Annotated in this window: 11 protein-coding genes; 8 read left to right on the top strand and 3 right to left on the bottom strand. The window is 70.5% G+C overall.

Annotated features, from left to right (window positions below; translation table 11 throughout):
* The first annotated feature begins 1 nt into the window (after position 1).
* Positions 2-1501: an amino acid permease gene (locus HUN08_RS13745; RefSeq protein WP_124246772.1), complete on the top strand. Its 1500-nt coding sequence runs from the start codon at positions 2-4 to the stop codon at positions 1499-1501.
* Positions 1502-1589: 88 nt separating this feature from the next.
* The gene (gene ahcY, locus HUN08_RS13740) at positions 1590-3083 is read left to right on the top strand and encodes an adenosylhomocysteinase (protein WP_124246773.1); all 1494 of its coding nucleotides are present in this window, start codon (positions 1590-1592) and stop codon (positions 3081-3083) included.
* An 82-nt stretch (positions 3084-3165) separates the two neighbouring features.
* On the opposite strand, the gene HUN08_RS13735 is transcribed toward ahcY, so the two are convergent.
* The gene (locus HUN08_RS13735) at positions 3166-3807 is read right to left on the bottom strand and encodes a dTMP kinase (RefSeq protein ID WP_124246774.1); all 642 of its coding nucleotides are present in this window, start codon (positions 3805-3807) and stop codon (positions 3166-3168) included.
* A gap of 68 nt (positions 3808-3875) precedes the next feature.
* Between HUN08_RS13735 and HUN08_RS13730 the strand changes: the two genes are divergently transcribed.
* Together HUN08_RS13730 and HUN08_RS13725 are read left to right on the top strand one after the other, a co-directional pair.
* Entirely contained in the window at positions 3876-4313 is a 438-nt protein-coding gene (locus HUN08_RS13730) for a YdeI/OmpD-associated family protein (RefSeq protein WP_124246775.1), read from the top strand.
* A 5-nt stretch (positions 4314-4318) separates the two neighbouring features.
* Complete coding sequence (locus HUN08_RS13725) at positions 4319-6535, top strand: LuxR C-terminal-related transcriptional regulator (protein WP_301547000.1); 2217 nt, start codon at positions 4319-4321, stop codon at positions 6533-6535.
* A gap of 6 nt (positions 6536-6541) precedes the next feature.
* Here the strand turns inward: HUN08_RS13725 and HUN08_RS13720 are convergent, their stop codons facing one another.
* Entirely contained in the window at positions 6542-8899 is a 2358-nt protein-coding gene (locus HUN08_RS13720) for an arylsulfatase (protein ID WP_124246777.1), read from the bottom strand.
* Between the two features lie 165 nt (positions 8900-9064).
* On the opposite strand from HUN08_RS13720, the gene mtrA reads away from it, so the two are divergent.
* From mtrA to HUN08_RS13705, 3 genes are all read left to right on the top strand, one after another.
* Complete coding sequence (gene mtrA, locus HUN08_RS13715; RefSeq protein ID WP_124246778.1) at positions 9065-9751, top strand: MtrAB system response regulator MtrA; 687 nt, start codon at positions 9065-9067, stop codon at positions 9749-9751.
* A 62-nt stretch (positions 9752-9813) separates the two neighbouring features.
* Positions 9814-11400: an MtrAB system histidine kinase MtrB gene (gene mtrB, locus HUN08_RS13710; RefSeq protein WP_301546999.1), complete on the top strand. Its 1587-nt coding sequence runs from the start codon at positions 9814-9816 to the stop codon at positions 11398-11400.
* Entirely contained in the window at positions 11390-13171 is a 1782-nt protein-coding gene (locus HUN08_RS13705; protein ID WP_124246780.1) for an LpqB family beta-propeller domain-containing protein, read from the top strand. Before mtrB ends, HUN08_RS13705 begins: the two co-directional genes overlap by 11 nt.
* Positions 13172-13196: 25 nt before the next feature.
* Here the strand turns inward: HUN08_RS13705 and HUN08_RS13700 are convergent, their stop codons facing one another.
* The gene (locus HUN08_RS13700) at positions 13197-13889 is read right to left on the bottom strand and encodes a ComF family protein (protein WP_124246781.1); all 693 of its coding nucleotides are present in this window, start codon (positions 13887-13889) and stop codon (positions 13197-13199) included.
* Between the two features lie 234 nt (positions 13890-14123).
* On the opposite strand from HUN08_RS13700, the gene raiA reads away from it, so the two are divergent.
* Complete coding sequence (raiA, locus tag HUN08_RS13695; protein ID WP_124246782.1) at positions 14124-14879, top strand: ribosome-associated translation inhibitor RaiA; 756 nt, start codon at positions 14124-14126, stop codon at positions 14877-14879.
* Positions 14880-14998: the final 119 nt, after the last annotated feature.

The following is a 14998-nucleotide window of genomic DNA, read 5'->3' as shown; positions in this document are numbered from 1 at the left end:
GATGGTCAGTCCGCTGCTGCGCACCAAATCCATCGAGCAGTCCCTCGCCGATGCCGAGGAACCCGGCCACCAGCTGCGCAAGGACCTCTCGGTCCGCGACCTGATCGTCTTCGGCGTCGCGGTCGTCATCGGCGCCGGTATCTTCACCGTCACGGTGTCGCAGGCGGGCAACAACGCCGGGCCGGCCATCTCGATCTCCTTCCTGATGGCGGCCTTCGCCTGCGGTCTGGCGGCGCTGTGCTACGCCGAGTTCGCCTCGACGGTGCCGGTCGCCGGATCGGCGTACACCTACGGCTACGCGACCTTCGGCGAGTTCCTGGCGTGGATCCTCGGGTGGGACCTCGTCCTCGAGTTCGCCGTCGGCGCGGCCACCGTCGCCAAGGGCTGGTCGGGCTACCTGGGGAACCTGGTACACGCGTTCATCCCGTCGGTGCCCAAGTCCATGCACTCGGTCTCCATCGGCGGCATCGGATTCGACTGGGGGGCGGTCGCCGTCGTCGCCCTCGTGACGATCCTGCTCACCGTCGGAACCAAGCTCTCCTCCCGGTTCAGCGCCGTCATCACCGCCGTCAAGATCGCGGTGGTGCTGCTCGTCATCGTCGTCGGCTTCTTCTACGTCAAGGCGGCCAACTACACGCCCTATATCCCGCCGAGCCAGGGCGGCGGCGACGCGGCCAAGTCGGTGGACTCCTCGTTGTTCTCGCTGATCACCGGCGCGGGCAACACCTCGTACGGGTGGTACGGCGTCCTCGCCGCGGCCTCGGTGGTGTTCTTCGCCTTCATCGGCTTCGACGTGGTCGCGACCACGGCCGAGGAGACGCGCAACCCCAAGCGGGACATCCCGCGCGGCATCCTCGGCTCGCTGGCCATCGTCACCGTTCTGTACGTGCTGGTCACCCTCGTCGTCAGCGGGATGGCCAACTACCACCAGCTCGCCGGCAAGGGCGACGATTCGAAGAACCTCGCCGACGTCTTCGCCATCAACGGGGTGATGTGGGCGGAGAAGCTGATCGCCATCGGCGCCCTGGCCGGTCTCACGACGGTGGTCATGGTGCTGGTCCTCGGCCAATCGCGCGTCCTGTTCGCGATGTCGCGCGACGGCCTGATGCCCCGCGGCCTCGCCAAGACCAGTACGCGGTTCGGCACCCCGGCCCGCCTGACCCTGATCATCGGTGCCGTCGTCGCCCTGGTGGCCGGGTTCTTCCCGATCGACCGACTCGAGGAGATGGTGAACGTCGGGACGCTGTTCGCCTTCGTCGTGGTGGCCGGCGCGGTCATGGTGCTGCGCCGCAGCCGACCCGACCTGCCCAGAGGATTCGTCGTGCGCGGCGGTCCCGTGGTCCCGGTGCTCGCGATCGTGACCTGCGTCTGGCTCATGCTGAACCTCTCGGCGCTGACCTGGATCCGGTTCCTGGTGTGGATGGCCCTCGGGTTCGTCGTCTATTTCGCCTACGGCAGCCGGCACTCGATGGTCGGGCGGCGCGAGCGGGGCGAAGCCTGACCCGACGAGCGGCGGGGCCGACTCGGGCCGACCGAGGCGGCACGATAGCCTGGGCGGAACCCGCGCACATCATCGATTAGGGGAGCAGATGAGCCTCGTGTCCAAGTCCACGCCGACCGCCGAGCACCGCAACGGAATCGACTTCAAGGTCGCCGACCTCGCCGAAGCCGACTTCGGGCGCAAGGAGATCGAACTCGCCGAGCACGAGATGCCCGGTCTGATGGAGCTGCGTCGCGAATACGCCGACGTGGCACCGCTGAAGGGCGCCCGCATCTCCGGTTCGCTGCACATGACGGTGCAGACCGCGGTGCTCATCGAGACCCTCGTCGCGCTCGGCGCGCAGGTCCGCTGGGCGTCGTGCAACATCTTCTCCACCCAGGACCACGCTGCCGCCGCGGTCGTCGTCGGCCCGTACGGCACCGTCGACGAGCCCAAGGGCGTGCCGGTGTTCGCCTGGAAGGGGGAGACGCTCGAGGAGTACTGGTGGTGCGCCGAGCAGATGCTCACCTGGCCCGCCGACGCCGACGGCAACCCGGTGCTGGCCAACATGATCCTCGATGACGGCGGCGACGCGACGATGCTCGTGCTGCGCGGCGCCGAATTCGAGAAGGCGGGGGTCGTGCCACCCGCCGACGACGACCACTCCGCCGAGTACAAGGTCTTCCTCAACCTGCTGCGCGACCGCTTCGCGCAGGACAAGGGCAAGTGGACCGCCATCTCCGAGTCGGTCAAGGGCGTCACCGAGGAGACGACGACGGGCGTGCTGCGGCTCTACCAGTTCGCCGCCGCCGGCGACCTCGCCTTCCCCGCGATCAACGTCAACGACTCGGTCACCAAGTCCAAGTTCGACAACAAGTACGGCACCCGCCACTCGCTGATCGACGGCATCAACCGCGGCACCGACGTGCTGATCGGCGGCAAGAAGGTGCTGGTCTGCGGCTACGGCGACGTCGGCAAGGGCTGCGCCGAGTCGCTGGCCGGTCAGGGGGCTCGGGTCCAGGTGACCGAGATCGATCCGATCAATGCGCTGCAGGCGCTGATGGACGGCTTCGACGTCGTCACCGTCGACGACGCGATCGGCAATGCCGACATCGTCGTCACCTCCACCGGCAACCTGGGCATCATCACCTTCGAGCACATGCAGAAGATGAAGAACCAGGCGATCCTCGGCAACATCGGCCACTTCGACAACGAGATCGACATGGCCGGGCTCGAGTCGGCGCCGGGGATGACCCGCATCAACGTCAAGCCCCAGGTCGACCAGTGGGTGTTCCCGGACGGTCACAGCATCATCGTGCTGAGCGAGGGCCGCCTGCTGAACCTGGGCAACGCCACCGGCCACCCGTCCTTCGTGATGAGCAACAGCTTCTCCAACCAGGTCATCGCGCAGATCGAACTGTGGACCAAGAACGACGAATACGACAACGAGGTCTACCGCCTGCCCAAGCACCTCGACGAGAAGGTCGCGCGGATCCACGTCGAGGCGCTCGGCGGCACGCTGACCAAGCTCACCAAGGAGCAGGCCGAATACATCGGCGTCGACGTGGAGGGGCCGTACAAGCCGGAGCACTACCGGTACTGATCCCCGCGCAAACCCAACACTTCGGGACAAACCCAGCGGCCGCGAGGCGTCGGGTTTGTCCCGAAGTGTTGGGTTTACCGGTTCAGTCGAGTAGTTCCGCTGCCAGCCCCGGCTCCGGGTCGCCGGACAGCACGCGCCACGGCGCCACCCACTGTGCGGCCGCCAGGCCGCGGTAGGCCTCGTCGACGCGCTCCTGCAGGGCGGCGTCCCGCTCGTAGCGGTCGCGTTCGCGGGTGGCGTCGGCCGCCGCGCGGTGGACGGCGCGCTGTGCGGCGACGTCGACGGGCACGCCCAGGAACAGCTGCCATTGCGGTACGGGTAGTCCGAAGCGCTCGAACTCCAGGGCGCGCACCCATTCGGCCGCCTCGACCGCCGCCGCCGTCGAGTGGTCGGCGACGCGCGCCGCGGTGTAGGCCGCGTTCGAGGCGGCGTACCGATCCGCGATGACGACGTCATGCGCGTCGATCAACTCCCGCAACCGTGGAAGCGCCGCCCGCCGATCCAGGGCGAACAGCAGGGCCATGGCGTAGGCGCTGTCGGTCAGGTCCCCGTGTCCGCCGCGCAACGCCTCGGCCGCGAGATCGGCGTGGACGGACTCGCCGTAACGGGGGAAGGCGATCGTCGCGACGCGCAAACCGTCGGCCGCCCACTGCTGCCGCAGCCCGTCGACGAGGGTGCGCTTACCGGCTCCGTCGAGTCCTTCGACGGTGATGAACGTGGACACGATCCACGACACTACCGACTCGCCGCCATTCACTTCGCCGCGCCGTTGTCGGCGCCTAGACTCGGGGCGTGCCGCTGACGATCACCACCACGCTGGAACCGGTCGGTCCGGCGACCGCGCTCACCCTGACCGACGGGCAAGTCGACGATCTGGGCGGGGGAAAGCGCGCCGCGGTGGTCGTCACCGTCGGGAACCGCAGTGCGCGGCTGCGCGTCGCCCCGATGGGCGGTGTCTATCTGATCGGCCTGTCGAAGGCGGCGCGCGCCGAGCTCGGCGTCGACATCGGCGACGAGGTGACCGCGACGGTCGCGCTCGACACCGCCGAGCGGGAGGTCGATCTCCCCGACGACCTCGCCGCGGCGCTCGACGGCGTGCCCGGCGCACGGGCCGCCTTCGACGCACTCTCGTACACCAAACGCAAAGAGGCGGCGCGCGGCGTCGTCGAGGCGAAGCGGCCGGAGACCAGGCAGCGGCGCATCGACACGGTGCTCGCCGCGCTCGCGTGACCCGCATGCTGCCGCGCCCGTTGTCCTCCTTCGTCGGGCGGCGGGCCGAACTCCGACGGATCCGGACCCGAGTGGCGGCGCATCCCCTGACGACGCTGGTCGGCCCGCCCGGCGTCGGCAAGACCCGGCTGGCCGTCGAATCGGCCCGCGGCCTGGCCGCCGATTTCGACGACCGGTGCTGGTTCGTCGACCTGGCGCCGGTGGGTGAGCCCGGCCTGGTCGCCCCGACCATCCTGGCGGCGGTCGGCGCACCGACGCGCGGCGGCGACACGGTCGCCGACATCGTCCGCTACCTCGACGCCCGGCCCGCACTGCTCGTCGTCGACAACTGCGAGCACCTCATCGACACCGTCGGCGAGGTGATCGTCGCCCTGCTGGACCGCTGCGCGCACCTGCGCATCATCGCGACCTCGCGCTCGGAACTGGGGGTGGCCGGGGAGTGGGTGTTCACCGTCGCCCCCTTGGCGATCGACCGCGGCTCCCGCGCCGATGCCGTGGCCCTGTTCTACGACCGTGCGCGGGCGCGCGGAGCCGACATCGGCGAGGGGGACGGCGACGTCGAGCTGGTCTCGCGGATCTGCGCCCGCCTCGACGGTCTACCGCTCGCGATCGAATTGGCCGCGGCCCGCGCCCGGGTCCTCTCGCTCGTCGAACTCGACGATCGGCTGCGCGCCCCGCTGGCCGTGTTGGCGGCCAACCCGGGGCGCGCGTCGACCAACCGTCGGTCACTGGTCGATTCGATCGCCTGGAGTCACCGCCTCGGATCGGCCGACGAACGGCTCGCGCTCGAGGCGCTGTCGGTGTTCGGCGGATCATTCGACCTGGCCGCGGCGACCGAGGTGCTCGGCGCGCACGGCGTCGGCGGGGACGCCCTCGATCTGGTCGACGCCCTGGTCGGGCGCTCGCTGCTGCAAACGGTCGCCGGGACCGACGGGCCGATGCGCTACCGGCTCCTCGCGACCGTCCGCGCCTTCGCGTGCGACCGCCTCGACCGCACGCCGGAAGAGGCCGGAACGGTCCGCGCGGCACACGCCCGGTGGTACGCCCGGATCGGCGCCGGCCTCGAAGAGCAATGGGTGGGACCGCACCAGGCGCGGCAGCTGCGCGCCGCCGAGTCGGAGGTCGCCAATTTCGGCGAGGCGGCCCGCTCGTCGCTTGCCGTCGGGGCCTACGCGGATCTCCTCGGCCTCGTCCTGCTGCCCGCGCCGGAACTCTGGTGGGCCACCGGTCGCCTCGACGAGGGGATGTATTGGCTGCGGCGGCTGCTGCGCGAACCGGGGCTGCCCCCGGACCTGCGGCTGCGCACCCTGGTGCTGGCCGGCACCTTCGCCTTCGGGATGCGTCGGGTCGACGACGGGGACGCCTACCTGCGCGAGCTGACCGAGATGGTCGCGGGCAGCGGCGACCCGTTCGTCCGCGGCGCCCACGGCTACGTCGCCGGATTCGGACAGATCCAGCGGGGTCAGACGGCCGAGGCGATCACCACCCTGGCCGCCGTGGTCTCCCTCGCCGACGCCGATCCGGGACTGATCCGGATGAGTATGCGCGGCCGGCAGTTGCAGGTGTACGCGCACAACCTGCGCGGCGACTACCGGGCGGCAGCCGATGTCTGCGACGAGATCGTGGTCCTCTCACAACGGTTCGACGAGAGCTACTACCGCGGCTTCGCCCAACAGATGTTCGCCCTCTACGCCTGGCGCCGAGACGACCGTGCGGCAGCGTTCGGACACGTCGGCGCCGCGCTCGACGTCGCCCTGGACTTCCCGGATCGCCCGGAGAATATCGACCTGATCATCACCTGCGCGCTGCTGGAAAACCGGTGGGGCGATCGGTCGCGGGCCGCCACCCTGGTCGCGGCCGCCGGGCACGCCGATGTGATCGGCCTGCACCCGGCGACCGCGCGGGCTCCCGACGTGGCGGCCGACCTCGCGGCGATCACCGCCGAGGGCGCCGACGCGCTCGGAGTGTCGATGACCGCCCGTGAGGCGCTCCTCTATGCCCGCCGCGGCGACGATCCGGGACGGATCGATGACGGCGGAGTCGGACTCACCCCTCGTGAGACCGAAGTCGTGGCGCTCATCCGCGAAGGGTTGGCGAATAAACAGATCGCCCGGCGGCTCGAGCTCTCGCCGAAGACCGTCGAGGGACATGTCACGCGCCTGATGGGAAAGCTCGGGGTGACCTCGCGCGTCGGCGTCGCCACGTGGAACGCCTCGGAGTAGCGCCGGTCAATCCCGGGCGAACCCCGCCGTGACGGCCGTGTCCGAGACCGCCGCCTCGCCGGTGAAGGGGGCGCCGACCCGCACGACGACCTGGTCGATGGTCCCGCCGCGGAAGGTGAACGGCGGCTCGTAGTCCGCGGTGACCGGTTGTCCCGTCTCGCGACCGACCGTCGACCCCTCCCCGGAGATGCTGAAGTACCCGGGCTGGGTGCGGATCCGCCGTTGCGCCACGGTCTGCCCGTTCACCTCGAGCGTCGCCGGCCCGTGCGGGGAGCCGTCGACCATCTCGTCGATCTCGTAGCGCACCTCGATCGTCGCGGGGCCGCCGGCCACCGGGGTGTCGGCGACGAGCTCCTGCTCGAGTTCGCCGAGCCAGTTGTAGAGGTAGCGGATCCTCCCGTCGCGGATCATCAGCGCGTGACCGCCGAATCGGCCGCCCTGCGAGAAGATGATGCCCTGCGCGGACGCGGGATCGTCGACGGTGATCGACGCGGTGATCGCGAACGGCCGGTGCGGCAGTTCCACGCCCCCGCCGTGCTCGGAGAAGGGCGCGCAACCGGGGTAGAGCACGAGGCTGTCGGTGATCCCGGTGTTGTTCGGGCGCGCGACGGCCAGGATCTCCTCGGAGCTGCGGTCATCGAGGGGATAGCCGTTGTACTCGGTGGCCAGGCGATCCCAGAGGTCGCGCAGCTCGGCCAGTTTCGCCGGCTCCTGCTCGGCGAGGTCGTGGAGCTGGTTGCGGTCGTCGGCCAGGCGGTAGAGCTCCCAGCGGTCCGCGTCGAATTTCCCCCAGCCGGACGGGGTGGGCGCGTGCACGGTGCAGGCATGCCACCCACCGCTCCAGATGCCGCGGGTGCCGAGCATCGAGTAGAACTGGTGCTCCTTGGCGACGGCCGCGTTCTCGTCGAGCAGCACCGGGAAGAAGCTCACCCCCTCCACCGGCGACTGCTCGACGCCGCCCAACGCTGCCGGGGCGTCGATGCCGATGGCCTCCAGCACGGTCGGCACGACGTCGATCGCGTGGACGTAGGCGGCGCACGGCTCGGTGCGCGCCGGGACGCGGGCCGGCCAGGACAGCACCATCGGATCGGCGACGCCCCCTTCGACCGAGGCGTAGGTCTTGTACATCTTGAACGGGGTGTTGAACGCCATCGCCCAGCCGTTGGAGTAGTGCGGGTGGGTGTTCTCCAGGCCGAGGTCGTCGAGCAGCGACAGGTTCAGGTCCATATCCTCGGGAATGCCGTTGTACCAACGGTTCTCGTTGACCGAACCCAGCGCGCCGCCCTCCGCGCTCGCCCCGTTGTCGGAGATGGCGACGATGATCGTGTTGTCGAGCTGATCGGTCTCCTCCAGGAAGTCGATGATCCGGCCCAGCTGGTGGTCGGCGTGGGAGAGGAAGCCCGCGTAGACCTCGGCCTGCCGCTCGAACAGGCGCCGCTCGTTCTCCGGCAGGTCGTCCCAGGCGCGGACCAGATCGCTCTCGCTCCACGGCTGCCCCTCCGGGCCGGTCGCCTCGCCATACGGGTTGAGCGGCGGCAACTCCGTGTCCTCGGGGAGGAGGCCGAGCTCCTTCTGATTGGCCAGCACGATCTCCCGGTAGCGCTCGTAGCCCATCGAGAACTTCCCGGCGTAGCGGTCGGACCATTCGCGCGGGGCGTGGTGCGGAGCGTGGCCCGCTCCCGGCGCGACGTAGGCGAACCACGGTTTGCCCGGTGCGGCGCTGCGGCTGTCGCGCAGGAACTCCAGCGCCTTGTCGGCGAGGTCGGTCGAGAGGTGATAGCCCTCGTCGGGCCGGGCGGGCGGTTCGACGGGGTGGTTGTCATAGGTCAGGTCGGGATACCACTGGTCGGTCAGCCCGCCGAGGAACCCGTAGAAGCGGTCGAAGCCGCGCGAGAGCGGCCAGGTGCGCTTCGAGCCGCCCATCCCCATCTCCACGGCGGGGCTCAGATGCCATTTCCCGATGGCGAAGGTGTTGTAGCCGCGCTCGCGCAGCATCTCCGGCAGCAGCCCGTTCTCCCGCGGGATGAGACAGGACAGGCCCGGGAAGCCGTCGGCCATCTCGCCGATCGTCCCCATGCCGCTGCTCTGAGCGTTCCGGCCGGTGAGCAGCGCCGTGCGCGTCGGGGAGCACAGCGCGGTGGTGTGGAACTGCGAGAAGCGCAGCCCGCGATCGGCGATCCGGCGCATCGTCGGCATCTCGACGAGCCCGCCGTAGAGGTCCCAGGCGCCGTAGCCGGTGTCGTCCCAGACGATGAACAAGACGTTCGGCGCGCCGTCGGGGGCGCTCGGCTCGAGGAACGGCGTCCAATCGGGCTGCGAATCGCGGACGTCGGCGGCGATCCTCCCGGTGAATTCGGCTGCCATGACTGGACCCTTCCTCGCGCACGGTCCCGCGCGGTGCTCCGTCGGCGGGTAAGACGACGGTAGGCAGGACCGGTGCGGGTGGGGAATCGAGGGAAAACCCTCGGTCCGCCGGCCACCGGGTCCCCCGGCGCGTCATCCCGAACAAAAGGTCACGGAAGTGTCACTATGGACCGCATGAAGCCACGTGTCCTGGTCGTCGACGACGACGCCGCTCTCGCGGAGATGCTGACGATCGTGCTTCGCGGGGAGGGGTTCGAGCCCTTCCATGTCGCCGACGGAACCCAGGCGCTGACCGCGGTGCGCGAGATACGCCCCGATCTCGTCCTGCTCGACCTCATGCTGCCGGGGATGAACGGCATCGACGTCTGTCGTGTGCTGCGCCAGGATTCCGGCGTCCCGATCGTCATGCTCACCGCCAAGACCGACACGGTCGACGTGGTGCTCGGCCTGGAGTCCGGCGCCGACGACTACATGGTCAAGCCGTTCAAGCCGAAGGAACTGGTCGCGCGCATCCGCGCCCGCCTGCGTCGCACCGACGACGAGCCGGCCGAGATGCTGTCCATCGGCCCGGTGGAGATCGACGTGCCGGCGCACAAGGTGACCCGCGACGGGGAGCCCATCTCCCTGACCCCGCTGGAATTCGACCTGCTCGTGGCCCTGGCCCGCAAACCCCGGCAGGTGTTCACCCGCGACGTGCTGCTGGAACAGGTGTGGGGATACCGCCACCCGGCCGATACCCGCCTGGTGAACGTCCACGTGCAGCGCCTGCGCGCGAAGGTGGAGACCGATCCGGAGAACCCGGAGATCGTCCTGACCGTGAGGGGTGTCGGCTACAAAGCCGGACCGCCGTGACCGACCGATCCGGCCGGGTGCGCTCGGCCCGACCGCGCCGGCCCAACAGCCCGACGGCTCGTCTGCGCCGCAATCTGTCCCAGCTGGGGCATCGATTCGGCGGCGTGTGGCGGCGTTCCCTGCAGCTGCGCGTCATCTGCTCGACGCTCGCGCTCTCGCTGGTCGTGCTCGTCATCCTGGGCTTCGTGCTCATGTCGCAGATCACCAACAGCCTGCTCGACGCCAAGCTGGCCGCCGCGGGCGAGGAGATCGACCGTGCGCGCGCCTCGGTCGAGCGCGACCTGGCCAGCCCGGATCCGAGCACCCCGCTCACCACGCGTCTGCGCCAGACCCGATCGCTGCTGACCGAGCGGGACAGCGCGGACTCGGGCAGTGCCGGCTCCCGCGCGGTGGGGGCCTTCGACACGGTGTTGCTGGTGCGCGGTCCGGGGAGCGACGGCGTCGGCGACGTCGGCGTCGGACCGGTGGCGGCCATCCCGGCCAACCTGCGGAACATGGTGCAGAGCGGCCAGGTGGCCTACCAGTATTCGACGGTGGAGACGGCCGGGGGAGTTCGGACCGCGGCCCTGCTCGTCGGCACGCCGACGAGTTCGGCGATCGCGGGCCTCGAGCTGTACCTGGTGTTCCCGCTGACCGTGGAGCAGGACACCGTCAACCTGGTGTTCCGCACGCTGCTCACCGGCGGCGTCGTCCTGCTGGGCCTGCTGGCGGCCATCGCCTGGCTGGTGTCGCGGCAGGTGGTGCTCCCGGTGCGGTCCGCGGCCCGGGTCGCGGTGCGCTTCGCCAGCGGCCGGCTGTCCGAGCGGATGCCGGTGCGCGGCGAGGACGACATGGCCCGGCTGGCCATGTCCTTCAACGACATGGCCGAGAGCCTGCAGCGGCAGATCGCGCACCTGGAGGAGTTCGGCGGCCTGCAACGGCAGTTCACCTCCGACGTCTCCCACGAGTTGCGGACGCCGCTGACGACGGTCCGGATGGCCTCGGACCTGCTGTACGAGGGCCGCGACGAACTCGACCCGGTGCGCAAGCGTTCGGTGGAGTTGCTCGACAAGGAACTCGACCGCTTCGAGACCTTGCTCAACGAGCTGTTGGAGATTTCGCGCCACGACGCCGGCATGGCCGAGTTGGCGGCCGAGCAGATGCCCATGTCGATCCCGATCGAGGCGGCGCTGCAGACGGTGCGCCATCTCGCCGAGGAGACCGGCACCGAACTCGTCGTCGACCTCCCCGAGGATCCGGTCATCGCCGAAATCGATCCGCGACGGGTGGAGCGCATCCTGCGCAACCTGCTGGCCAACGCCATCGACCATTCCGAGCAGCGCCCGGTCACCCTCACCATGCGCACCGACGGGGACGCGGTGGCGGTCACCGTCCGCGACCGCGGCGTCGGCCTGCGGCCGGGGGAGGAGAAGCTGGTGTTCAACCGGTTCTGGCGCTCGGACCCGTCGCGGTACCGGCGATCGGGCGGCACCGGGCTCGGCCTGGCGATCAGTGTCGAGGACGCGCATCTGCACTCGGGCAGACTGGAGGCCTGGGGCGAGCCGGGCAAGGGCGCCAACTTCCGCCTGACGCTGCCGCTCAAGCGGGGGCACAAGGTGCTCGGCAGTCCGCTGCCGCTGCGTCCGACGGGGGTGAACAGTGGAGCGTAGGCCGACTCGCGCGCTGATCGGCGTGCTGACCGCGGCGGTGACGGTGCTGGCTGCGGGCTGCGTCGCCATCCCCACCGATTCCTCGCCGCAGCCGATGAAATCCTTCGACCGCCGACCGGCCGCCCCGCCGCCGCCGCGTCCCGACGCATCGATGGACCCCGAGGCGGCCGTTCACGCCTTCCTGCGGGCGACGGCCGATCCGACGGCCGCGCATTCGGCGGCACGCGCCTTCCTCACCCAGGACAGCGGGGCCCGGTGGGACGACCGCGGCGACACCGCGGTCCTGAGCAACATCAACGTGCTCCTCGAGTCGCGGACCGACAACGACGCGCGGGTCCGCATCGTCGGGGACAACACGGCCTCGCTCAAGGTCAACGGGCAACTGCTGCCCGCCACCGGGCGCGTGGAGGCCAGTCTCAAACTCGCGCACACGTCGGCCGGCTGGCGCATCGACGGCCCGTTGCCGACGGGCGTCCTGTTGGACCGCACCCAGTTCGAGTCGACCTATCGCCTGGTCACCTTGTACTTCACCGACCGGGGGCACCAGCGCCTCGTCGGCGACCCGCGCTGGTTCTTCGGCGGCCAGGTCTCCACGTCGTCGGTCGTCGCGCGCATGCTCGCCGGGCCCAGCATCGATCTGGAGCAGTCGGTGGGATCGGCGATCGGACCCAAGACGCAGCTCGGTGAGGTGACCAGGCGCGATCAGGGCGGCGTGCGGATCAACCTCACCGACGGCGGCGCCCCCTCCGACGCCGATCGTCAACTGATGGCGGCCCAGATCGTGTGGACGCTGAGCAGCGCCGACGCGCCGGCCCCCTACGAGGTGATCCTCGACGGGCAGCCGCTGCTGCGCGACCATCCCGACGGTCTGCAGCTGGCGCAGGTGCAGCGGTATTCGCCCACCGCGCTGACCGGGCAGGACGAGAAGCTCGACGTGATCAGCGGCGGGACGCTCTCGTCGGTGGAGCCCAATGCCCTGCGGCCGGTCGGCGGGAATCTCAACGACGGACGGATCGTCGCCTCGGCGAGCCTGAGCCACGACCGCTCCCGGGTCGCCGCGGTCCGGGCCGCGCGCCCGGACCGGCCCACCGCCGCACCCGACGTCGGCGAGGTGACGGATGAACCGTCGACGGGCGGAACCGCGTCGCTGGTGACCGGTCCCTACGGCGGCGCGGTCACACAGCTGGACACCGGGACGACCATCACCCGGCCGAGCTTCGGCGCCGATTCGGAGATCTGGGCGGTCGTCGACGGCCGGCCCACCCGGTGGGCGCCGGGCGGGGCCGACCCGCGCGGCGCGGTCGCCGACACCACCGAACTCGCGGCGTTGGCGCACGGCCCGATCACCGACCTGCAGGTCTCGCCGGACGGGGTGCGGGTGGCGCTCATCGTCGGCGGCCAGGTGATCTTCGCGGTCATCGGGACCGGCGACGACGGCCGGCTCGTCCTGGCGCACCCCCGATTCGCCGCGTTCAACATCGGCAACCGCGCCGTCGCACTCGACTGGGCGTCCCCGACCACGCTCGTCGTCGGCCGGGACGCCGCCGAGACACCGGTGACACAGGTGCCGATCTCCGGGCTGCCCGCCGCAGGACTGGTCACCGGCAATCTGGCGCCGCCGGTGCGCGCGGTGGCCGCGAACCTCTCGGCGACCTATGTCGCCGATACCCGCGGGGTCCTGATGCTCTCCAGCAGCACGCGCGACCGGGACCAGACGTGGGTGGACGTGCCCGCCGCCAAGGGCGCGGACATGGTGCCGGTGCTGCCCTGACCCCGGTTGTCCTCAACCGAGCCGGTCAACCGGCTGCGGCGAGCACCAGCACGAGGTCGACGCGGATCCCCGCCGTCGCGAGGACGCGGACCGATTCGGCCGCGGTGGCCCCGGTGGTGAGCACGTCGTCGACGAGGACGACGGCGGCGTCGGCCGGGAGGTCCGGGGTGCGCCGCAGATGGATCGAGCCGCGCAGATTGGCCCGACGCGCCGACGCGGACAGCCCGGCGGAGTCGCGCACCCAGGGGGCGGTCCGCAACAGTGCGGCGACGTCGGCGCCCGGTCCCAGCCGACGGGCCGCACCGCGCGAGTAGGCCGACACCGGATCGCCGCCGCGCCGCCGGGCAGCCAGCGTGCGGGTGGGTGCCGGAACCAGGACCAGGTGTCCGGCGTCGGGCAGCTCGCCCCACCGGGCCAGGGTGACCAGCGACCGGGCGAGCGCCGCGGCGAGGGGGTCCACCAGGTCGCGACGGTGGCGCTCCTTGACGCCGATGAGAGCGCTGCGCAGGGGATCGCGGTAGGGACCATGTGCCCAGACCGGTGCCCCGATCCGGACGCGCGGATCGACGGGCCGGGGCACGTCGAGAAGGTGGGCGGCGCAGGCGGCGCACCACGGGGTGCCCGGCGTCGCACAGCCGCCGCATTCGAGGGGAACGACCAGGTCGGCCAGTGCGCGCAGCAGTTGTCCGGGCGCAAACGGGCGCGCCGATTCCCTCATTTCGATCCCCCCGTCGGTCCCCTCGATTGCCATCCCATCACGTTCGCCGGCGCGGCGCGCCTGCGTGCACCAAAACCTGGCAGTGCGGTGCAACTGCGACTACGGTCGATTTCAACGTTCCCCCCACCGCCTCGCGGCAGCGAAGACAGGGAGGTGAGGCCGCTGCCACGTCAGGTGCCAGCCGCCCAGGCTGGCATGAGCTTTCGGAGATTTCCCCGCCAGTAGGAGGTTTGTATGTCGACTGTCATCCACCGCAAAGGCCATCGCGAGTCCAAGGCCAACCACACGCGTGAGGCGGACACCTCCTTCGATGCCGCGGCCGCGTTCAAACGACCGCCCGGCACCCAGGTCTCGTCGGAACCGGCCGAGCCGAATGCCTCGGTGACCTTCTCCGGGCGCAACGTCGAGATCCCCGAGCACTACCGCGTCTACGTGGGGGACAAGCTGGCGAGACTCGAGCGCTACGACCCGACGATCACCCGTTTCGACGTGCAGCTCTACCACGAGCGGAATCGCCGCCAGGCCAAGGCGTGCCAGCAGGTGGAGCTCACCGCCTTCGGCAAGGGGCCGGTGGTCCGCTCGCAGGCGGGGGGCGAGAACTTCTACGCCGCACTCGAGCTCGCGCTGGACCGGCTGGGCACGCGCCTGCGCCGGGCCAAGTCGCGCAAGGAGATCAGCTACGGCCTGCGCACGCCGACCTCGTTGGCCGAGGCCACCGCCACCGGTGCGGGGGCACTGGCCGGCAGCACCGCCGACACGCTGGCGGCAGCGGCCCGCGACCAGGAGAAATACGAGGTCGACGGCCATGAGCCCGGCCAGATCGTGCGGACCAAGGAGCATTCCGCGGTGCCGATGACCGTCGACGACGCCCTCTACGAGATGGAGCTGGTCGGCCACGACTTCTTCCTGTTCCACGACAAGGAGTCCGACCGCCCGTCGGTGGTGTACCGCCGCCACGCATTCGATTACGGATTGATCCGGCTGGTCTGAGCCCACCTTCTACGGCACGCCCGGCACCTCAACGGTGCCGGGCGTGCGGTAGTTCCGTACCATGTCAGGGGGTCCGTTTCGGGCCCCGACGACATTCACGGTTATACACAAGGGATTGC

The sequence above is a fragment of the Gordonia sp. X0973 genome, assembly GCF_013348785.1.
Taxonomy (GTDB): Bacteria; Actinomycetota; Actinomycetes; order Mycobacteriales; family Mycobacteriaceae; genus Gordonia.
The sequence above is the reverse complement of the archived record's forward strand: the minus strand, read 5'-3'. Positions and strand labels throughout refer to the sequence as shown.